Here is a 20,422-nt window from a genome sequence, read left to right on the forward strand (position 1 = left end):
ACGGTCAGAGGGCAGAGCCTGTCCGCCGGGTGGGCGCTGCAACGCCAATTCTAGGCACTTTATGGTACGGCTTGCTTCCACCGGCGTTCTAGGCGCTGGCCTTGAGGAGCGCCCGCCCGAGGGGGCGGACGGGCGCTGCCCGGCGGCGCCAAGGCGCCTTGTTCCGGGCGAGGGAAGACTCTGTCTTGCCCGAACCCCTTCGCGGGCTTATTTCGGAAGCCGCAAGCAAGAAGGATCCCAGCGTGTTCACCGGCATCATCACCGACATTGGCGAAATCCTCGATCTGCGGCAGGAGGGCGACCTGCGGGCCCGGATCGGCACCAGCTATGATCCGGCAGGGATCGACATCGGCGCCTCAATCGCCTGCGACGGGGTCTGCCTGACGGTGATCGCTACCGGCACCGACACGCGGAACTGGTTCGAGGTGCAGATTTCGGCCGAGACGGTGGACAAGACCAACCTTGGCCGCAACGTCTGGCGCCCGGGCCGCCGCATCAACCTCGAACGCGCGTTGAAGGTGGGGGATGAGCTTGGCGGGCATATCGTCTCGGGCCATGTCGATGGCGTGGCCGAAATCACCGCGATGCGGGACGAGGGCGGCAGCACGCGGCTGACCTTCCGCGTGCCTGCCGCGCTGGCGGGCTTCATCGCACCCAAGGGCTCGGTGTCGCTGAACGGCACCTCGCTGACGGTGAACGAGGTGGCGGGCGACAGCTTCGGCGTGAACCTGATCCCGCATACCAAGACCGCAACCACCTGGGGCGATGCGAAGGTCGGCGATGCGGTGAACCTCGAGATCGACACGCTGGCCCGTTATGTGGCGCGGATGACCGAGTGGTCTGCCAGTCTGAACTCTGCCCTGAAGGCATGAGCGCCATCGGCCACAACCGCGGCCCGGCGCTGACGGGCGGTAAGGGCTGGCAGGTGCATTGCTGGCGCAAGGCGCGGGCCGACCTCTTGCCGCAGCTGCCGCTGGAAGTGATCCGGCTGCGGGTGCGGCGCGCGAAGGAGATCGGGCTCGACTACACCAGCTATGCCACCGTCCGCGCGACGACGGGGCATGACATCGTGGCCTTCCTCTACTCCACCAACGCGCTGCACCTGTTCCGCGCCGATCAGGCGCTGGCAGCAGACCGTGCGGCCAAGCTCGCCGCGCAGAGCGGGGTCCAGCGCCAGCTTGCGGCGCAGCCACCCCTCGACCCGGCAGCCACCCTCGCCGGCCTCGCCGCGCAGGGGCTGCGCTTCGACGGCTCCGGCCGCGCCCCGGGCCTGCTGACCTTCCCGGCCCTGCGCGACGCGGTGCGCGGCCTTCTGGGCGGCGTGCCAAGCGACCGGGTGCTGCTGGTCGGCGACACCGCGGTGGAACGCGAATGGTGCGCGGCGGGGCGGCTGGCCGGTTACATGCCGGCGGAACGCTTCTTCGCTTAAACCCCGGCTCTGCAACGCCGCACAGGCCCCCCGCACCCTTGCGCTGGCAAAGCCGCGCGCCCTGCGCTATCAGGCGGTTGCCCGGGGAGTGCTGCGATGACCGATATGAAGACCGACTACAGCGATGCCATCTCGACCGTCGAAGAGATCATCGAGGATGCCCGCAACGGGCGGATGTTCATCCTCGTCGATCATGAGGACCGCGAGAATGAGGGCGATCTGGTGATTCCCGCCCAGATGGCCACGCCCGAGGCGATCAACTTCATGGCGACGCATGGCCGCGGGCTGATCTGCCTGTCGCTGCCCGGGTCCCGGATCGACGCGCTTGGCCTCGCGCTGATGAGCCCCAAGAACTCCAGCCGCCACGAGACCGCCTTCACCATGTCGATCGAGGCGCGCGAGGGCGTGACCACCGGCATCTCGGCGCATGACCGCGCCCGCACCGTCGCCGTCGCCATCGACCCGACCCGCGGCGCCGCCGATATTGCCAGCCCCGGCCACGTCTTCCCGCTGCGTGCCCGCGACGGCGGCGTGTTGGTGCGGGCGGGGCATACCGAGGCGGCGGTGGATGTCAGCCGCCTTGCCGGGCTCAACCCCTCGGGCGTGATCTGCGAGATCATGAACGACGATGGCACCATGGCGCGGCTGCCCGATCTGGTGGCCTTCGCACAGCGCCACAACCTGAAGATCGGCACGATTTCCGACCTGATCGCCTATCGCCGCCGCCATGACAACCTGGTCACCGAACGTGCCGTCAAGCCGGTGCAATCGGTGCATGGCGGCGACTGGCTGATGCGGATCTTCACCGACGAGACGCAGGGGGCAGAGCATGTCGTGCTGTCCAAGGGCGATATCTCGGGCGAGGCGCCGGTGCTGGCGAGGGTCCATGCGCTGAACCCGATGGAAGATGTTCTCGGGATCGGCGGGGGCCAGTCGGGCGAGTTGCAGGGCGCGATGAAGGTCATCGCCGCCGAGGGCCGCGGCGTCGTGGTGCTGCTGCGCGACACCACGATGAAGCTGGTGATGGAGGGTGAGGCCTCTCCGCAGACGCTGCGCCAATACGGGCTGGGGGCGCAGATCCTGTCCTCGCTGGGGCTGTCGAAGCTGATCCTCGTCACCAACTCCAAGGCACCCAAGGTGGTGGGGCTTGAAGCCTATGGCCTTGAAATCGCGGGCACCCGCCCGATCACGGAGTAACGCCGATGGCCGGACATGAGACGCATTACACCCTGCCGCTACCGGTCTTCGACCGGGCGGTGAAGCTGCTGGTGGTGGTGGCGCCCTATTACAAGGACATCGCCGACGACCTCGTGGCCGGGGCCTGCGCCGTGGCGCATGACGCGGGCGCCGATATCGACGTGATCGAGGTGCCGGGCGCGCTGGAAATCCCCTCTGCCATCGCCATGGCGGGGCGGATGACCGATTACGATGGCTTCGTCGCCCTTGGCTGCGTGATCCGCGGCGAGACCACGCATTACGACACGGTCTGCAATGACAGCTCTCGCGGGCTGATGATGCTGGGGCTGCAGGGCGCCTGCGTCGGCAATGGCATCCTGACTGTGGAAACCCGCGAGCAGGCGGTGGTTCGCGCCGATCCCGCCGGGCAGAACAAGGGCGGCGGCGCCGCTGCTGCGGCCTTGCATCTGGTCGCGCTTTCCCGCAAATGGGCCCGCCAGACGAAGGGCATGGGCTTTCGCCCCGCCGCGCCTGACCAGACCTGACCCATAGGCACAAGATGACCGAAGAGACCCCGCGCAAGCGCAGCCAGGATGAAAAGCGGCAGATGAAATCCGCCGCCCGGCTTTATGCCGTGCAGGCGCTGTTCCAGATGGAAGCGGCGGGGCAGGAGGTCGACAAGGTGCGGGCCGAGTTCGAGACGCACCGGTTCGGCGCGGTCTATGAAGGCGACGAAATGGCCGAGGGCGACCCGAACCTCTTTCGCCGCCTGCTGGAAGATGCCGTGCAATGGCAGGCGAAGATCGACCAGATGACCGACCGGGCGCTGATGGCCACCTGGCCGATTGCCCGCATCGACCCGACGCTGCGCGCCCTGTTCCGCGCTGCCGGGGCAGAGCTGATGACCCCCGCCACCCCGCCCAAGGTGGTGATCAACGAATTCGTCGACGTCGCCCGCGCCTTCTTCCCCGAAGGCAAGGAAGCGAAATTCGTCAACGCGGTGCTGGACCACATGGCGCGCGAGGCGCGGCCAGACGCGTTCTGACCAGCAGCGCCACCCGGGGCCCTGCGGCGCATTGGCGGATATGATTCGCCCCGGCGCGCGCTATCATGGCGGATCACCAATCGTCAGATGGACCCCACCATGCCCGAACTCGTGCGCCTTTATATCCGCAACGTCGCCCTCGGGCTGCTGCTGTCGCTGGTCTTCGTCGGCGCGCTTCTATGGTTCAACATCGGCAACCTCTGGCATCTGGTGACCTCGACTCGGGAAGGGCCGATTGCCGTGGTCATGCTGGTGATGTTCAACGCGGTGGTGTTTTCGGGCGTGCAGTTCGGCATCGCGGTGATGCGGATGGCTGAACCCGAGGACCGCGGCACCGGCGGGCGCAAGATGCCCGAGCCGGTGGCGCAGCCCACGGGCAGCTTGATCCCCGTCACGGTCGGCGCCCGCGCCCCGCGCCGCAGCCGCGGCGCCTGACCGCATCTTGCATCTGCAGGACCCCGGCTGCAGTATCGCGGCATTCGCTGCCGTGCATGTGATCCCCTGACCGCGACTGCAGGCCCAAGCCACCGCGCATGATCAACGGGACCACCTGAATGACCTCCGCCCTCCCCCCCGCCCTGCCGATCCGCAACCGGCGGGCGCGGTGGAAGACCGGGCGGCGCATGTTGCAGCCGGTCCGCTCGGCCCGCCTGCTGGTCGCGCATCGCCGGTCCCCGGGCAATGACCTGATCCTCGCCACGGTTCTGGCCGCCATCGCCGGGGCGGCGAACGCGGGCGGGTTCTTCGCTCTCGGCCAATACACCTCGCACATGACCGGCTATCTGTCGCAGCTGGCCGACAATGTCGCGCTGCTGAACCTGCGAGTCATCTTCGTCAGCGTCCTCGCCATCTCTGCCTTCACCGCGGGCGCCGGCTTCAGCACCGTCCTGATCCACTGGGCGCGCAGCCATGCCGGGCGCCAGCAATACGCCTGGCCGCTGGTGATCCAGGGCGGCTTCCTCGCCTGCTTCGCCTGGGGCGGGATCTTCAGCAGCGAGGCGGGGCGGCTGTTCTCGCTTGCCTGCCTGTGTTTCATCATGGGGATGCAGAACGCGACGATCACCAAGATTTCCGGCGCGCGCATCCGCACGACCCATGCGACGGGCATGGTGACGGATATCGGCATCGAGCTTGGGCGCGGGGTCTTCGGCCTTGTCCTGCCCGCCTCCGGCGCGCGAATCGATGCCCCCAAGCTGCGCATCCTCGTGCGGCTTGTCGTGTCTTTCCTGCTGGGGGGCATCGTCGGCGCGGTCGGTTACAGCCAGGCCGGGTTCTTCTTCTCGCTACCGCTGGCCGTGGTCTTGCTCGCCCTTGGGTTGCCGGGCGTAACCGGAACCGCCGCAAGGCGGCAGTAGGCCAACCTCACGGACCTCTCATTTCTGCGTGTGCAAGGGAACCGGCGGATCCGCGCCAGTGACCCTGCGTAAGGCGCGGCGGCATGTCGCTTGCCTGGGTTTGGTAGCGGTATCATCCGTGATTTCAAGTCTCTGCATCCGGCGCCGGAACGGCGATAAGGCCTTTACGGATGCCGCGGCCGCAAAAGGCCTCGCCATCAAGTGCCTGCGGCGGTCCACCCCCGCCCGCAATCGTGACAGTGAATAAGGATCGCACCCATGAAAACCATTCTGACCATGGCGTCTGCCTCGACCCTTGCGCTGCTGATCGGGACCTCCGCGATCTACGCGCAGGGCACCCTTGTCGGCACCGAGGCTCTGGACGACCGGATTGACGACATTTCGGACGATGCCCAGGAAGACCTGGAAGAAGCCCGCGATGACGCCCGCTTTGGCCCCGAGCAGTTCCAGCCCGGCTGGTCGGGCAGCGTTGCCATGACCTATGCCGGCTCGTCGGGCAACACCGATACCCAGGACCTCGCGCTGGCGGGCCGCCTGCGCTACGGCGCTGGCCAGTGGACCCACACCATCGGCTTCGGCGTGGAATACGGCGAGGATGATGGCGACGAGACCAAGAAGGAATTCTTCACGGTCTATGACGCCAACTACTCGCTGACCGACCGTTTCTACGTCTTCGGCCTGGCCCGCGCCCAGTTCGACGAATATGCCGCCTTCGAAACCGACGCCTTCCTCGGTTTCGGCCCCGGCTACCGGATCATCAACACGCCCCAGACCGCCTGGCGCGTCCAGGCTGGCCCGGGCATCCGCTATGTCGAAGACCAGCTGGGCGAAGAAGACACCGAAGCGGCGATGATCGCCTCCTCGCGTCTCTACCACGCCTTCAACGAGACGGTCTACCTGACCAACGACACCGACATCCTCGCATCGGATGCCAACACGCTGGTCAGCAACGATCTTGGCCTGAACTTCGCCATGACCGATACCCTGTCGACCCGCGTCAGCTACAAGACCGACTACAATGACGAGGCCATCGAAGGCACCAAGAAGACCGACAACCGTCTTGGCGTGTCGCTGGTGATGGGCTTCTGATCAGCCGCTTGTGCTGAGAGATTGACGGGGGCGGGGAAACCTGCCCCCTTTTTCATGCGCGGTGACAGCGCCCGGCGCAGGCCTTCGGTCTGTGGGGAAGGTGTGGCGGGATCCGCGGCAGCCGTGAAGGCTTAATTTCCCGAGAGCCTGGTTTTACCAGGTGGGCGCCAGATACCGAGACCAGGATCCCGGCAGAGCCAGCTCCCTCGGAGATGCTTATCGGCCACTGGAAAAGTGCCTCGCACGAGAGGGGCAGAACCCGCCACATCCCAGACATAGGCCCGCGAGGCCGCCCGCGCAAGGCTTGCGCAAAGATTGGGCGCGCAAGGCTGCGCGAGGATCGGGCGGGCGGGTCTTGCGACATGTTCCCCTTTGGTTCATGCTGCGCGGATGATCGACCTGCTGCCCCCACAATTGCCGCCGATGCCCGGCCAGATCCTCGCCCGCGGGGTCTGTCGCCATCTGCTGTCGCATGGCTTCGTCACGGTGGAGGAGTTGGTTCCGGCGCCGGGCCTGCGCGTCGATGTGATGGCGCTAGGCCCGAAGGGCGAGGTCTGGATCATCGAGTGCAAATCGGGGCGCGCCGATTACATGACCGACCGCAAATGGCAGGGCTATCTCGACTGGGCCGACCGCTTCTTCTGGGCGGTGGATGCCGATTTCCCGACGGACCTGCTGCCCGAGGGCACCGGCCTGATCCTGGCCGACGGCTATGATGCGGAAATCCTTCGGATGGCCCCCGAGACCCGGCTGGCGGGGGCGCGGCGCAAGGCGGTGCTGCAGACCTTCGCCCGCCACGCGGCTGCACGGCTGCAGGCGCTGCGCGATCCGGGGCTGCGGCTTGGCGGGCGCCTGCCGGTCTGACTCGCGGTCTGACCTAGCGCCGGCCCTTGCCCTTGGGCGCACTGCCGCCGCCCATCTGCCGGGCCGCCTCGGCCGCGGCGCGCAGCTCTTCGGCGATCTCGTCGGCCTCGTCCGGGTCGAAGTCCAGCGGCAGGTCGACACCCTCTCCCTCGACATAGATCCGCACCATGCCAAGCGTGGTCGGCCCGATCTGCAGGTTTGCGGCAACTTCGCTTTGTTTGTCGATCCCCATCGGGTCCTCCGTCGGTGCGCGGCGTTCTGCGGCAGCTAGCGCGTTTGCCCCCCGGATGACAAGGGCTTCAGGGCGCCTTGTCCTGGATCTGGCCCATCCGCGACAGCAGCGCCGCACGGGAAATCTCGCCGACATGCAGGTGATGCAACTGGCCGGCGGCATCGAAGAACAGCGTCGCGGGCAGGCCGGGGATGCCGAACTCTGCCTGCATCGCCTGCCCTGGGTCCAGCCACATGCCGCGGTCCGGCAACCCGTCGCGGGTCAGGAAGCGGCGGATCACCGCCTCGCCCTCTCCCTGGTTCAGGAACACCATCTGCACGCCGGTCTCGCTGGCCGCGACCTCGGTCATCATCGGCATCTCGCGCCGACAGGGCGGGCACCAGCTGGCCCAGAGGTTCACCACCACCGGCTGCCCCGGCACGAAGCCCGCCGGGGAGCCGTCCAGTGCGGCGAAGGCGCCGGCGGGCAGCTGGCTGGCGGCAGGGTCCGGCGACAGCAGGCGCGCGGTGTTCCATGCGGCCCCGGCCAGCAGCGCGGCCACCAGCATCGGCGCCGCCTGACCGGGCAGGCGCCGCAGGTCCAGCGCCAGCAGCAGCGCCGCCACCGCCACCCCGGCCAGGGACAGATAACCGCCCTGCCAGATATAAAGCACGCTCAGCGGGTCGCTCAGGAACACCGGCAGGTTGGCCAGCACGAAGGCCAGCCGCGCCGCGACCACCCCCAGCACCACCGCCCGCGTGGCACGCCGGTCGGCCAGCGGGCCGTGGCGGCGGGTCAGCAAGGCCACCGTCATCAGGAACACGAAGATGCCGATCCAGGCCGAAAACCGCTCGGCCGACAGCACGAAGGGGCCAAGCGCGATCATGGCGCCGCCCCGGCGCTGCGCAGCAGGTCAGCGGCCCTGATATCCCCGATCAGCCGTGTGCCCGGCGCCTCGGCCCCGCCCTGGTCCAGAAACACCATCGTCGGCGGGCCGACCGACTGCAGGCGGTCCAGCATCGCCTGCGCCCCGGGGTCGAAGTCGCTGACATCGGCCTTGACCAGCACCCGGCCCTCCAGCGCCGCCTGCACCGCCGGATCGGCCAGCACATCGCGTTCGATCACCCGGCAGGTCACGCACCAGTCGGCGGTGACATAGACCAGCGCCGGGACGTCTGCCTGTGCAAGTGCGCGGTCGATCCCGGCGCTGTCCGTCGCGCTGGCGAAGGCCAGCGCCTGCGGCGCAGGTGCGCCCCCGGCCAAGGGCGCCAGCGGCCGCAGCGGATCGCTCCCGCCCGCCGCCGCGCCAAACCCCAGCGCCGTGCCCGCGACGATGGCGGCGAGGCCGGCGACCTTGGCCAGCCGCTGCCGAAGCCCCGGCCCGGCAGCATCAACACCGCCAAGCGCCACCCCAAGCCCCAGCGCCAGCAGCGCCCAGAGCGCCAGAACCACCGGCCCCGGCAGGATCCGACCCAGCAACCACACCGCCATGCCCAGGAAGATGAACCCGAAGGCCCGCCGCACCGCCTCCATCCACGCCCCGGCGCGGGGCAGGGCGCGGGCGCCAAGCGTGCCCGCCACCAGCAAGGGCGCGCCCTGCCCAAGCCCCAGCGCGAACAGCGCCCCCGCACCCAACGCTGCATCGCCGGTCTGCGCGATATACAACAGCGCCCCCGCCAGCGGCGCGGTCACGCAAGGCCCGACGATCAGCGCCGAGGTGAAGCCAAGCCCCGCCGCCCCCGCCAGCGAGCCGCGCCGCCCGGTCCCGGGCCGCGTCAGCGCCGCGGTCAGCCGGGCGGGCAGCGACAGTTCGAACAGGCCAAAGCTCGACAGCGCCAGCACCCCGAACAGCGCCGCCACCGCGATCAGCGCCGCGGGTGATTGCAGCACCATCTGCAGGTTCTGCCCCGACAGCGCCGCCGCCACACCAAGCGCGCCAAAGGCCAGCGCCATCGCCAGCACATAGACGCCCGACAGCACCGCGCCCCGCAGCGGCGTCAGCCGCTCGCCCTGCCGTGACAGCAGGCCCAGCAGGATCGGAACCATCGGCAGCACGCAGGGCGTGAAGGCCAGCAGCAGGCCAAATCCGAAAAAGCTGGCGATGACCAGCGCCGCGCCGCCCTTTGCCGCGATGCCGTCCACCAGCCCTTGGGACTGGGCCATCTGCAGCCCCGGCGCCGGTTCGGCCGCGGCGCCATCCGCGGCAACCGTCCGGGTGATCGGCGCATAGCAGATGCCGCCGTCCTGACAGCCCTGCCAGGTCAGCGTCACCGGAAACGCCGCCGCGGGCAGCGCGGCAGAGACGGCATCGTAATAGACCTCCATCGCGCCGAAGCCCGGATCGTCCTTCGCGGTGCCGGGCGGCAGGTCCAGGGGCAGCTCGGAGCCATCCGCTGCCGTGGCCCGGAAGAACTCGCGGTAAAGGTAATGCCCCGGCATCACCTGCCAGGTCAGCCGGACCCCGTCGCCCTCGGCCGCCACCGTCAGCGGAAACGCCTCCTCGGCGGCCATCGGCTTGCCCGCGCTGGAAAAGCTTGTGAGCGGCCCGAGGCTTTCTTGCGCGAGGGCCGGGCGCAGACCAAAGGCCAGCGCCAGCATCAGGGTCAGCGCGGCAAGAACCGTCATCAGGGCGGGGCGGGGGGCGAGGCGTGTCATCATCCCGCCGCTTTCCTCCCCCCTGCTTAAGCGGGCCTTAACGCCGACGCCCTATTCCGCCGCCATCGCCGGCTGCGGGATGTAGTTCAGCACCGGCGCCAGCCAGCGCTCCGCCTCGGCCAGATCCATGCCCTTGCGCCTTGCATAGTCCACCACCTGATCGTGCTCCACCTTCGCCACGCCGAAGTAATAGCTGTCCGGGTGCCCGAGGTAGAGACCCGAGACCGACGATCCCGGCCACATCGCAAAGCTCTCGGTCAGCCGCACGCCCGTCGCCGCCTCGGCATCCAGCAGCTCGAAAAGGGTGGTCTTCTCGGTATGGTCGGGCTGCGCCGGGTAGCCCGGGGCAGGGCGGATGCCACGGTAAGGCTCGCCGATCAGCGCGTCGGGCGCAAAGTCCTCGTCCGGTGCATAGCCCCAGAACTCGGTCCGCACCCTCTCATGCATCCGCTCGGCAAAGGCCTCGGCAAAGCGGTCGGCCAGCGCCTTGACCAGAATCGCCGAGTAATCGTCATTCGCCCGCTCGAAGCGTTGCGCGATGGCGACCTCCTCGATCCCCGCCGTCACCACGAAGGCCCCCACGTAATCGGGCACCGTGCCCACCGGCGCCACGAAATCCGACAGCGCCACATTGGGCCGCCCGTCGCGCTTTGCGACCTGCTGGCGCAGGCTGTGAAGGGTGGCGCGCGGCGTCTGCCGGTCCTCGCCGGTGAACAGGCGGATGTCGTCGCCCACCGCATTGGCCGGCCAGAAGCCAACCACGGCGCGGGGCTGGAACCAGCGTTCCGCGATGATGCGGTCCAGCATCCCTTGCGCATCCTCGAACAGCTGGCGGGCGGCGGCGCCCTGCGCCTCATCCTCCAGAATCCGCGGATAGACGCCCTTCAGCTCCCATGTCTGGAAGAACGGCGTCCAGTCGATATAGCGGGCCAGTTCCGCCAGATCCCAGTCGTCAAAGCTGCGGGTGCCGAGGAAGGACGGCGCCGGCACGGTGTAGCCTGTCCAGTCCAGTTTCAGCGCATTGGCCCGCGCGGTGGCCAGCGGCAGGCGCTTCTTGTCGGCCTCGTTCCGCGCATGGCGATCGGCGACCTGCCGGTATTCCTCGCGCACATCCGCCACATAGCCGTCCTTCTGTTGCGGCGACAGCAGGGCAGACACCACGCCCACCGCCCGGCTGGCATCGGTCACATAGACCGCCTGACCCTTGCCATAGCGCGGATGGATCTTCACCGCGGTATGCACCCGGCTGGTCGTCGCCCCGCCGATAAGCAGCGGAATGTCGAAGCCCTCGCGCTCCATCTCCGCCGCCACATGCGCCATCTCGTCCAGCGAGGGGGTGATGAGGCCGGAAAGCCCGATGATGTCCACTTTCTCGGCCCGCGCCGTTTCAAGGATCTTGGCCGCGGACACCATCACGCCCAGATCGATGATCTCGTAATTGTTGCAAGCCAGCACGACGCCGACGATGTTCTTGCCGATGTCATGCACATCGCCCTTCACCGTCGCCATCAGCACCTTGCCGGCGCTCTCGCGGCCCTCGCCCCCGTTCGCCAGCTTCTCGGCATCCATGTAGGGCAGCAGCACCGCCACCGCCTGCTTCATCACCCGCGCCGATTTCACCACCTGCGGCAGGAACATCTTGCCCGCGCCGAAGAGGTCGCCCACGACGTTCATCCCCGCCATCAGCGGACCCTCGATCACATGCAGCGGGCGTTCGGCCACAAGCCGCGCCTCCTCGGTATCGGCCTCGATGAACTCGGTGATGCCATTGACCAGTGCATGTTCCAGCCGCTTTTCCACCGGCCAGTCGCGCCAGAGCAGGTCGCGCTCCTTCGCCTCGCGCGCGCCGGTGCCCTTGAAGCGCTCGGCAATCTCCAGCAGCCGCTCGGTCGCCGATCCGCCGGCCTTCGGCACCCGGTTCAGCACCACATCCTCGCAAGCCTCGCGCAGGTCCGCATCGATGCTGTCCAGCACCGCCAGCTGCCCGGCATTGACGATGCCCATGTCCATCCCGGCCTGGATGGCGTGATAGAGGAACACCGCATGCATCGCCTCGCGCACCGGTTCATTGCCGCGGAAGCTGAAGCTGAGGTTCGACACGCCGCCCGAGATATGGACATGGGGCAGGCTCGCTATGATCCGCCGCGTGGCCTCGATGAAATCGACGCCGTAATTGTCATGCTCCTCGATGCCCGTCGCCACGGCAAAGACATTGGGGTCGAAGATGATGTCCTCGGGCGGGAAGCCCACGGCTTCGGTCAGCAGCTTGTAGGCGCGGGTGCAGATCTCCACCTTCCGCGCCTCGGTATCGGCCTGGCCCTGCTCGTCGAAGGCCATCACCACCACGGCGGCGCCGTAGGCCCGGCAAAGCCGCGCCTGATGAAGGAAGGCCTCCTCGCCCTCCTTCATGCTGATCGAGTTGACGATCGGCTTGCCCTGCACGCATTTCAGCCCCGCCTCGATCACCTCCCATTTGGAGCTGTCGATCATCACCGGCACGCGGGCAATGTCCGGCTCGGCCGCGATCAGGTTCAGGTAATCGACCATGGCCTGCTTGGAGTCGATCAGCCCCTCATCCATGTTCACGTCGATGATCTGCGCGCCGTTCTCCACCTGATCGCGCGCCACATCCAGCGCGGCGGCGTAATCGCCCGCGGTGATCAGCTTGCGGAAGCGGGCCGATCCGGTGACGTTCGTGCGCTCGCCGACGTTCACGAAGGGAATGTCCTTCGTGAGTGTGAACGGCTCCAGCCCCGACAGCCGCATCAGCGGTTCCTGCGCAGGGATGGCGCGCGGCGGATATTTCGACACCGCCGCGGCAATGGCGCGGATATGGTCGGGGGTGGACCCGCAGCAGCCGCCCACCACGTTCAGCAGGCCATCCCGCGCAAACTCCTCGATCTGCGCCGCCATCGCCTCGGGGCTTTCGTCATAGAGGCCGAACTCGTTGGGCAGCCCGGCATTCGGGTAGGCGCAGGTGAAGGTATCCGCCACGCCCGAGATTTCGGCCAGATGCCCGCGCATCGCCGCCGCCCCAAGTGCGCAGTTGAGCCCGATGGTGAACGGCGCGGCATGGCGCACCGAATGCCAGAAGGCGGTCGGTGTTTGCCCCGACAGCGTGCGCCCCGACAGGTCGGTGATCGTGCCCGAAATCATCACCGGCAGCCGGATGCCGGTTTCCACGAACACCTCTTCACAGGCAAAGATCGCGGCCTTGGCGTTCAGCGTGTCGAAGATCGTCTCGATCAGCAGCAGGTCGGCGCCGCCCTCGATGAGGCCGCGGATCTGCTCGGCATACGCAATCCGTAAATCGTCAAACGAAACAGCGCGGTAGCCGGGGTTGTTCACGTCAGGCGAGATCGAGGCGGTGCGGTTCGTGGGCCCCAGCGCCCCCGCCACAAACCGCTCGCGCCCGTCCTGCGCCGTCGCCCGGTCCAGCGCCCGCCGCACCAGCCGCGCGCCCTGCACGTTCAGGTCATGCACCGCCGCTTCCATGCCGTAATCGGCCTGCGCGATGCGCGTCGACGAAAAGGTGTTGGTCTCGACGATATCCGCCCCGGCCATCGCATAGCGATAGTGGATTTCCTCGATCGCCTCGGGCTGGGTCAGGATCAGAAGGTCATTGTTGCCCTGTTGCGGATCGTCGCTGTGGTGATGGCAGGTGCAGCCCGAGCCGTGGCCGGTGAACGCCGCCTCATCGAGGCCGAGATTCTGGATCTGCGTGCCCATCGCCCCGTCAAGGATCAGGATCCGCTCGCGCGCGGCAGCCTCCAGCCGGCGGAACACGTCGGAACGGGTGGGGATCTGGGTCTCGGTCATCTGGGCACGTCTCCTGCGGGCCGGCGCCGAAACCCGGCGCCAGCCAATCCCGCCTTCTAGACGAAAGCGCAGCATTAGTGAAATTCATGTTGGTCATGTTCATTATGCAGCACGCTCACATTCGCTGCCCTGCATACGGCCTCGCCCGCTCCGCCAGCCCTTGCAACCCGCCGCCCCACCCGGCTTTATGCCCCTGACCCGGCGAACAGGAGACACATCATGCAGCCGCTTCGGGGCATCGGCCTCAAGATCTGTGCCGTCATCGTGTTCATGGCGATGGCCTCGCTGGTGAAACTGGTCTCGGTCGAGATCCCGCCGGGTGAGACGGTGTTCTTCCGCTCTGCCTTCGCGCTGCCGGTGATCCTGGTCTGGCTGGCGGTCAGCGGCGAGCTTCGCGCCGGCATCGTCACCGCCAACCCGCTGGGGCATTTCTGGCGTGGGCTGATGGGCACCGGCGCCATGGCCTGCGGCTTTGCCGGGCTTGGCCTGCTGCCGCTGCCCGAGGTCACCGCCATCGGCTATGCCGCGCCGCTGCTGACGGTGATCTTCGCCGCGATGTTTTTGGGCGAGCAGATCCGCGCCTTCCGCATCATCGCGGTCGGGCTGGGGCTGGTCGGCGTGATGATCGTGCTCTCGCCCCGGCTGACCGCCCTGCGCAGCGGCGATGTGGTGGCGACAGAGGCGTTCGGCGCGATGGTGGTGCTGATCGGCGCCGTCTTCACCGCGCTGGCGCAGGTCTTCGTGCGCAAGCTGGTCGCCGAGGAGCGCACGACCGCCATCGTCTTCTGGTTCTCGGTCAACTCCGCCCTGCTGTCGCTGATCTCGCTGCCCTGGGGCTGGGTGCTGCCCGCGCCCGGCACATTTGCGCTGCTGGTGCTGATGGGCCTGCTGGGCGGGGTGGGGCAGGTGCTGCTCACCTCCTCCTACCGCTATGCCGATGCCTCGGTGATCGCGCCCTTCGAATATTTCTCGATGATCCTCGCCCTGCTGGTCGGCTATTTCGCCTTCGGCGAGACCCCGACGCTGGTGGTGCTGTTCGGCGCCGCGCTGGTCGTCTCCGCCGGCATCCTCATCATCTGGCGCGAGCGGCAACTGGGGCTGGAGCGGGCGCGGCAACGCCGGTCGATGACCCCGCAGGGGTAGGGGGTCAGGGCCGGTCCGCCGCCACGAACCGGATGATCGCGGGGACAAGCCCCTCATGCAGCGGCAGCGCCGGGTCGGTATAGGTGGCAAAGGGCTGCCCCGGCTGGTCGGGCTTCAGCATATGAGTCGCGCCCGGAAGCATCGCGGTCGCTGCCTGCGGCAGCGCCGCCGCAAGAAGCCCGGCATGGTCCGCGCCCACCTGCATGTCGGCATCCCCCTGCACGATCAGCACCGGCCCGTCCCAGCCCTGCGCCAGCGCGATCGGGTCATACGAGAACAGGTCGATCATGTAGCGCTGCAGCCCGGTCGAAAACAGCGGCTGCAGCATGGGCGAGACAAGGGCCGGATCGCGGGTCTGGCCGGCCACCAGATCGTTGACGAGGCCTTCAAGTTCCGGCATCAGCGGCCCGTTCATAGGGTTGGCGGCGAATTGTTCGACCATCAGCCGCCCGACCGGGCGCCCCGGGGTTGCCATCAGGATCAGCCCGCACAGGGTCTCGGGCGGGGTCTGCGCAGCCACCAGGGCCACCAGCCCGCCCTCGGAATGGCCTGCAATCTACACGCAGGGTGCAAGGCTCGATGCCTCCGCCACCCAATCCCGCACATCCTGGGCATAGTTGGCGATGGTCACGTCATTGGCGTCGGCAAGCGCCGCCGCGCTACCGTATAAGCCGCGCTTGTCGATGCGAAGCGAGGCGATGCCCTCTGCCGCAAGGCCGTTCGCCAGAAGCTTGTAGCTGTCGGACCGCAGGCCCATCGGGCCCGAGTTCCCGTCGCGGTCGGTCGGCCCCGAGCCCGGTATGATGATGACCGCATGGGCGGCGCCTTCTACGGCAATGCGTTCCGCCTCCAGCGGGCCCTGCGGGCCGGGAATCTGCACCGGCTCTGCCAGCGCAAGGGTCGGCAGCAGCAGTGGCAGCGACGACAGGGTGCGCATCATGTCTCTTTATCCCTTTACCACCCTGTCCGCCGTATCCATCCATATCGTCACCGGCCCGTCATTGACCAGCGCCACCTGCATGTCGGCCCCGAACTCGCCATTGGCGACGGGGAAGCCCAGCTTGCGCAGTTCGTCCGAGAACTGCTCGTAGAGCCGGCGGCCCTCGTCCGGCGGGGCGGCGGTGGAAAAGCCGGGGCGGTTGCCGCGCGAGGTGTCGGCGGCCAGCGTGAACTGGCTGACGACCAGCGTCGCGCCCCCCGCCTCGGCCAGCGCGAGGTTCATCTTGCCGGCCGCGTCCTTGAAGATCCGCAGCCTGGCGATGCGGGCGGCCAGCGCGGCGGCCTCGGCCTCGCCGTCGCCTTGCATGGCGCAGACGAGGATCAGCAGGCCCGGCCCGATCTCGCCGGTCACGCGGCCCTCGACGCTCACCTTCGCCTCGCGGACCCGCTGGATCAGGGCGCGCATCAGCCAGCGGCCCGCGGCAGCTCATCCGCGAAGGGCGGGTTCGCCCCGGCGCGCGAGACGGTGACCGCGGCGGCGCGGTTGCCAAGGTCGAGCGCGGCGCGGAGCGTGTCAGCCCCAAGCGCCGCGACCCCGGCCTTGGTCAGCGCCCCCGCCTTGTGCAGCGCCGCCAGAATGCCCGCGTTGAACGTGTCGCCTGCGCCCACGGTATCGGCGACCGTCACCTTCAGGCCCGGCGCGAAGACCGCCTGATCCGCGGTAAAGGCATGGGCCCCTGCCGCGCCCTCGGTCACGAACACCGCCTTCGGGCCAGCCGCCAGCAGCCCCGCCGCCAGCACCGCAATCTCGCCCGGCCCAGCCAGCCAGCGCAGATCCTCATCCGACAGCTTGACGATGTCCGCCGCGGCGATCATCCGGGCAATGCGGGCGCGGTAGGCGGGTTCATCGGCAATGAACGAGGGGCGGATATTGGGGTCGAGCATCGCCACGCGGGCAGGCGCCTCGCGCAGGAACAGCGCCTCATAGGCGGCGCCGCCCGGTTCCACCATCAGGCTGATCCCGCCGCAGAAGATCGCCGCCACCGCACCCGTCAGGGCGGGCATCTCCGCCGCCATCAGCATCCGCCCCGCGGTATTTTCGTCATAGAAGGCATAGCTCGCCTGGCCATTCACCAGCCGCACGAAGGCCAGCGTCGTCGGCCGGTCGCTGCGGATCGCCAGCGACGTGTCCACGTTCGAGGCCGCCAGCGCCGCCTCCAGCATCTGCCCGAAGAGGTCGGTGGACAGGCCCGACAGGAAGCCCGCCGGCGCGCCGAGGCGGCCAAGGGCGATGGCGGTGTTGAACACCGCGCCGCCCGGATAGGGCGCAAAGGCCGGCTCGCCCGCGGCGCTTGTGCGTGGCAGCATGTCGATCAGCGCCTCGCCGCAGCTCAGGATCATGGTCGCCTCCGTGGGTGTGATAGCGGTAACGCCGCCGTGTCATAGCGCCTTTGCCGGACGTGCGGCAAGCCCGGCCTCAACTCTGCGAGATCAGTGCAATCGCCCCCGCCACCAGCAGCACCAGCAGCACCGCAAAGGCGATCTTCCACGGCGAGTAGGGCCGCTCGCCCTGCACCTTGCCGGTCTGGCCATTGACGACGAAGCGGAAGCTACGGCCGCGATACTTGTAGGCGGCGGTCCAGACCGGCAGCAGGATGTGCTTGAAGGTCTCATTGTAATGCGTTGTATTTACCGAAGAAATCCGCTGTTCATCGCCGCCGATATCGCTGCGCACATCTCCCGCGATCACCCCCGCCATGATCTCGCGTGCGACCCCGTGGCCTTCGGGCAGGGTGACCGTGTAGCCCTCGGCCAGAAAGCCCGACAGGTAATCCTCGCGGTAGGGCACCAGCGCGCCCAGATCCCAGGGCTGCAAGGCATCGGTATGGCTGCGCGGCAGGCTTTTCGCGGCCAGCACCAGCAGGTCGTCGAACTTCCGTGCCACGGCGCCCGAGGCGGCACGCCAGCGGGTGTGGCGGACCTGTTCGGTGCGCTGCTGCGACTTGCCGTTGACGGTGACGGTGCGGGTGCGCGTCTCGTAGTAATAGTCGCCGCGCTGGCCGCTATAGCGGCTGCGGGTATCGGCGTCGAAGGTCCAGAACGGGGTATAGATCCCCTGAATGCGCCGCCCCTTGCGCGCATAATCCCCCAGGCCCGAGGGCGCGAACCAGCGCGCCTTGAGCCAGCGGCCAAGCGCGTCCCGCGCCGCCTCTTCCGTCACTGCGAAGGGGATCAGGCCCTGCGGCTTGATGCTGCGGCTGGTGCCGGTATCCACCACCACCGGCGTTGCGCAGAACGGGCATTCGGCGGCGTGGTGATCCCCCGTGAACTCCACCACCGCGCCGCAATTGGGGCAATGGGTGGTGCGATGCTCGGCCACCGCCTCGCGCGGCAGGTCGGCCGACAGCCCGTCTTGCAGGTCCAACTCCACCAGCCCGGTGCGGGACAGCTTGTCCTCGGCCTCGGGCACCTCCTGCGCATGGCCGCAATGGGCGCAGACCATGCGGGTCTGCCCGGGGGCATAGCGTAGATCGGCGCCGCACTGCTCGCACGGATAGTGGTGTTCGCGGACCGGCAAGATGTCAGGCCCCCGGCAGGGGCGGCGGCACCTCGGCGAACACCGGCGCCAGCGCGGCGACCTCGCCCGCAGGCTCCCATCCGGCCATGCCCGAGGACCAGACCAGCGTCGCGCGGGTCAGCGCGCCCGAGGCGGCCATGCCGCGCAGCGCGTCCATCCCGAACGGGCCCTTGCTGGCGCCGTCCTCCACCACATGGAACTGCGCCCCGCCCGGCACCGGGGGCGGCACCGCGCCTTGCGCGGCCTGCGCGCCCGCACCCTGCGGCGCAGCCCCCCAAGGGCCGGCCGCCGCCATCTGGCTGCCCATCGCCATGCCAAGCCCGGCGCCGATCCCGGCGCCCATGCCGGAATTCTCCGTCGTGGCCGCCGCCCCCATCGCCTCCGCCGCCGAGAATTGCGCATAGCGGCTAAGGTCGCCGACGATCCCCATCGAGGTGCGCTTGTCCAGCGCCTGCTCCACCGCCTCGGGCAGCGAGATGTTCTCGACATAGAGCTCGGGGATCGACAGGCCATAGCCCGCGATCGTCGGCGAAATCGCGGCGGTGACGATGCGCGAGAAGTCGGCGGTGTTGCCGGCCATGTCCAGCACCGGGATGCCGCTGGTGGTAACCACGCGGGAAAACTCCTGCACGATCACGTTGCGGATATGCTCGCTGACCTCGTCCGCGGTGAACTCGCCATCGGTGCCGACGATCTCCTTCAGGAACAGCCCAGGATCGGTGACGCGCATCGAATAGCTGCCAAAGGCCCGCAGCCGCAGCGGCCCGAACTCGGGGTCGCGCGCCATCACCGGGTTCTTGGTGCCCCATTTCAGCCCGTTGAAGCGCACGGTCGAGACGAAATAGATCTCGGACTTGAACGGCGACTGGAAGGCATGGTCCCAGTGCTGGAGCGTGGTCATCACCGGCATGTTGTTGGTTTCAAGCTGATACAGCCCCGGCCCGAACACATCGGCCAGCTGCCCCTCATGCACGAAGACCGCCGCCTGCCCCTCGCGCACCGTCAGCTTGGCGCCATACTTGATCGCATGGCCCTCGCGTTCGAACCGCCAGACCATCGTGTCGCGGGTGTCATCCGTCCAGTGGATGACGTCGATGAACTCGCCCATCAGAAAATCGAAAATGCTCATGCCTGTTCCTCCACAAGGACCGGGTCAGCTTTCGCCGCCGATCAGTTCATAGGCCATCGTCTCCACGATCGGCCGCGCCTGTTCGGGGGTCATCCCCGGGCGCAGCCGCTTGTCGTAGAGCATCTTCAGCAGCAATTCGTCATGCCGGGTCAGCAGCGCGAATTCCTCGTCGTCGTTGAAGATCGACGGCCGCGCGGCGGGGCTGTCATTGGCCAGCCCCAGCCCCTGCGCCACCTCTTCGTGGATGCATGACAGTCGCATCCTGTCGGGATGTTCGGCCCGGATCACCGCCACCGCGCGGGTATAGGTGCTGCTCTGGCCCTGCGAGAAGGCAAAGACCACGCAGAAGGTCGAGGCCGGCAGATCAAGGATGGTGGCGACGGACACCGGGTCGATCCCCGGCACCAGCTGCGCCAGCCGCGCGCCATAGCCGCGGCGTTCATCCTCGTTCAGGATCAGCACATGGTAATTGGCGCTGGCGCTGTCGGCCATCCGGATCGGGTGGCCGCTGGCGCGCGACAGCTGCGCGGCATAGGCCCGCAAGGATGCGCGGTCGGTGGCGCGCTGCGCTTCGGGCACGGCCGCCCCGAATTCCACCGCCATCCGCACCGGCTGGTCCCAGCGGCGCAGCCGGCTGGGGGTGGTCTGCGCGACGAAGGCGCCGTTGCGCAGGACGTATTCGTCGTAAAGCGCGATGCGGATGAAGTTCTCGGCCAGCTGCCGGTCGTTGAACGGCGTATCCGGCCCGCCGCCATCGGTGCGCATCAACCCGCGCGACAGCAGCGTCGCTTCCACCCGCGACAGCCGCGCCCGCATTGCCATACTGGCGGGCGAAGGCGCCACGGCCGCCGGGACCGCCGCGCGTTCATGCCGCGCGGGCGGCACCGGCGCCGAGACCGGCGCCGCGGTTTCGCAGGCCGTCAGCAGCCCTGCCATCAGCAGGGCCGCTGCCACATGCAGCCTTGGGCGCTGGCGAAACCGGCGTGCCAT

Annotated in this window: 21 protein-coding genes and 1 other RNA gene; 10 read left to right on the top strand and 12 right to left on the bottom strand. The window is 68.3% G+C overall.

Annotation, left to right across the window (positions count from 1 at the left end; translation table 11 throughout):
- Positions 1-242 precede the first annotated feature (242 nt).
- The 8 genes from GVY41_RS06410 to GVY41_RS06445 all read left to right on the top strand — a co-directional run bounded on the left by GVY41_RS06410 (position 243) and on the right by GVY41_RS06445 (position 6,094).
- The gene (locus GVY41_RS06410; RefSeq protein WP_161344267.1) at positions 243-872 is read left to right on the top strand and encodes a riboflavin synthase; all 630 of its coding nucleotides are present in this window, start codon (positions 243-245) and stop codon (positions 870-872) included.
- Positions 869-1,429 (top strand): hypothetical protein, encoded by a 561-nt coding sequence (locus tag GVY41_RS06415; RefSeq protein WP_161344265.1) that lies wholly within the window; start codon positions 869-871, stop codon positions 1,427-1,429. The genes GVY41_RS06410 and GVY41_RS06415 overlap by 4 nt, the downstream gene beginning before the upstream one ends.
- Before the next feature lie 96 nt (positions 1,430-1,525).
- Positions 1,526-2,626 (top strand): 3,4-dihydroxy-2-butanone-4-phosphate synthase, encoded by a 1,101-nt coding sequence (gene ribB / locus GVY41_RS06420; protein WP_161344263.1) that lies wholly within the window; start codon positions 1,526-1,528, stop codon positions 2,624-2,626.
- A 5-nt stretch (positions 2,627-2,631) separates the two neighbouring features.
- On the top strand, positions 2,632-3,150 hold the full coding sequence (locus GVY41_RS06425) for a 6,7-dimethyl-8-ribityllumazine synthase (RefSeq protein ID WP_161344261.1): 519 nt from the start codon (positions 2,632-2,634) through the stop codon (positions 3,148-3,150).
- Positions 3,151-3,164: 14 nt separating this feature from the next.
- A complete protein-coding gene (gene nusB, locus GVY41_RS06430) occupies positions 3,165-3,650 on the top strand; it encodes a transcription antitermination factor NusB (protein WP_161344259.1) in 486 nt (161 codons plus the stop codon).
- Between the two features lie 99 nt (positions 3,651-3,749).
- Entirely contained in the window at positions 3,750-4,085 is a 336-nt protein-coding gene (locus GVY41_RS06435; RefSeq protein WP_161344257.1) for a hypothetical protein, read from the top strand.
- Positions 4,086-4,204: 119 nt separating this feature from the next.
- Positions 4,205-5,005, top strand: coding sequence for a YoaK family protein (locus GVY41_RS06440; protein WP_161344255.1), 801 nt, complete (start codon positions 4,205-4,207; stop codon positions 5,003-5,005).
- 258 nt (positions 5,006-5,263) lie between these two features.
- Positions 5,264-6,094: a DUF481 domain-containing protein gene (locus GVY41_RS06445; protein ID WP_161344253.1), complete on the top strand. Its 831-nt coding sequence runs from the start codon at positions 5,264-5,266 to the stop codon at positions 6,092-6,094.
- Between the two features lie 105 nt (positions 6,095-6,199).
- On the opposite strand, the gene ssrS is transcribed toward GVY41_RS06445, so the two are convergent.
- Positions 6,200-6,356: non-coding RNA, 6S RNA (ssrS, locus tag GVY41_RS06450), on the bottom strand.
- Between the two features lie 128 nt (positions 6,357-6,484).
- On the opposite strand from ssrS, the gene GVY41_RS06455 reads away from it, so the two are divergent.
- Complete coding sequence (locus GVY41_RS06455; RefSeq protein WP_161344251.1) at positions 6,485-6,958, top strand: MmcB family DNA repair protein; 474 nt, start codon at positions 6,485-6,487, stop codon at positions 6,956-6,958.
- 13 nt (positions 6,959-6,971) lie between these two features.
- On the opposite strand, the gene GVY41_RS06460 is transcribed toward GVY41_RS06455, so the two are convergent.
- The 4 genes from GVY41_RS06460 to metH all read right to left on the bottom strand — a co-directional run bounded on the left by GVY41_RS06460 (position 6,972) and on the right by metH (position 13,643).
- The gene (locus tag GVY41_RS06460; protein WP_161344249.1) at positions 6,972-7,190 is read right to left on the bottom strand and encodes a DUF6324 family protein; all 219 of its coding nucleotides are present in this window, start codon (positions 7,188-7,190) and stop codon (positions 6,972-6,974) included.
- A 67-nt stretch (positions 7,191-7,257) separates the two neighbouring features.
- The gene (locus tag GVY41_RS06465; RefSeq protein WP_161344247.1) at positions 7,258-8,055 is read right to left on the bottom strand and encodes a TlpA disulfide reductase family protein; all 798 of its coding nucleotides are present in this window, start codon (positions 8,053-8,055) and stop codon (positions 7,258-7,260) included.
- The gene (dsbD, locus tag GVY41_RS06470; protein ID WP_229725951.1) at positions 8,052-9,827 is read right to left on the bottom strand and encodes a protein-disulfide reductase DsbD; all 1,776 of its coding nucleotides are present in this window, start codon (positions 9,825-9,827) and stop codon (positions 8,052-8,054) included. The genes GVY41_RS06465 and dsbD overlap by 4 nt, the downstream gene beginning before the upstream one ends.
- A gap of 48 nt (positions 9,828-9,875) precedes the next feature.
- Entirely contained in the window at positions 9,876-13,643 is a 3,768-nt protein-coding gene (gene metH, locus GVY41_RS06475; RefSeq protein ID WP_161344245.1) for a methionine synthase, read from the bottom strand.
- A 219-nt stretch (positions 13,644-13,862) separates the two neighbouring features.
- Here metH and GVY41_RS06480 point away from each other — a divergent pair, with 219 nt between their 5' ends.
- A complete protein-coding gene (locus tag GVY41_RS06480) occupies positions 13,863-14,786 on the top strand; it encodes a DMT family transporter (RefSeq protein WP_161344243.1) in 924 nt (307 codons plus the stop codon).
- A gap of 4 nt (positions 14,787-14,790) precedes the next feature.
- Here the strand turns inward: GVY41_RS06480 and GVY41_RS20290 are convergent, their stop codons facing one another.
- The 7 genes from GVY41_RS20290 to GVY41_RS06510 all read right to left on the bottom strand — a co-directional run bounded on the left by GVY41_RS20290 (position 14,791) and on the right by GVY41_RS06510 (position 20,422).
- The gene (locus GVY41_RS20290; RefSeq protein ID WP_268234499.1) at positions 14,791-15,342 is read right to left on the bottom strand and encodes a serine aminopeptidase domain-containing protein; all 552 of its coding nucleotides are present in this window, start codon (positions 15,340-15,342) and stop codon (positions 14,791-14,793) included.
- Positions 15,343-15,726, bottom strand: coding sequence for an alpha/beta fold hydrolase (locus GVY41_RS20295; protein WP_229725949.1), 384 nt, complete (start codon positions 15,724-15,726; stop codon positions 15,343-15,345).
- 6 nt (positions 15,727-15,732) lie between these two features.
- Positions 15,733-16,191, bottom strand: a complete 459-nt coding sequence (gene dtd / locus GVY41_RS06490; protein ID WP_161344241.1) for a D-aminoacyl-tRNA deacylase — start codon at positions 16,189-16,191, stop codon at positions 15,733-15,735.
- Complete coding sequence (locus GVY41_RS06495; RefSeq protein ID WP_161344239.1) at positions 16,191-17,126, bottom strand: carbohydrate kinase family protein; 936 nt, start codon at positions 17,124-17,126, stop codon at positions 16,191-16,193. The genes dtd and GVY41_RS06495 overlap by 1 nt, the downstream gene beginning before the upstream one ends.
- A gap of 76 nt (positions 17,127-17,202) precedes the next feature.
- Positions 17,203-18,303: a TFIIB-type zinc ribbon-containing protein gene (locus tag GVY41_RS06500; RefSeq protein WP_170301126.1), complete on the bottom strand. Its 1,101-nt coding sequence runs from the start codon at positions 18,301-18,303 to the stop codon at positions 17,203-17,205.
- Between the two features lie 4 nt (positions 18,304-18,307).
- A complete protein-coding gene (locus GVY41_RS06505; protein WP_161344237.1) occupies positions 18,308-19,432 on the bottom strand; it encodes an SPFH domain-containing protein in 1,125 nt (374 codons plus the stop codon).
- Between the two features lie 24 nt (positions 19,433-19,456).
- Positions 19,457-20,422: a DUF2927 domain-containing protein gene (locus tag GVY41_RS06510; RefSeq protein WP_237422056.1), complete on the bottom strand. Its 966-nt coding sequence runs from the start codon at positions 20,420-20,422 to the stop codon at positions 19,457-19,459.

This window comes from Frigidibacter albus (genome assembly GCF_009908165.1).
Classification (GTDB): Bacteria; Pseudomonadota; Alphaproteobacteria; order Rhodobacterales; family Rhodobacteraceae; genus Frigidibacter; species Frigidibacter albus.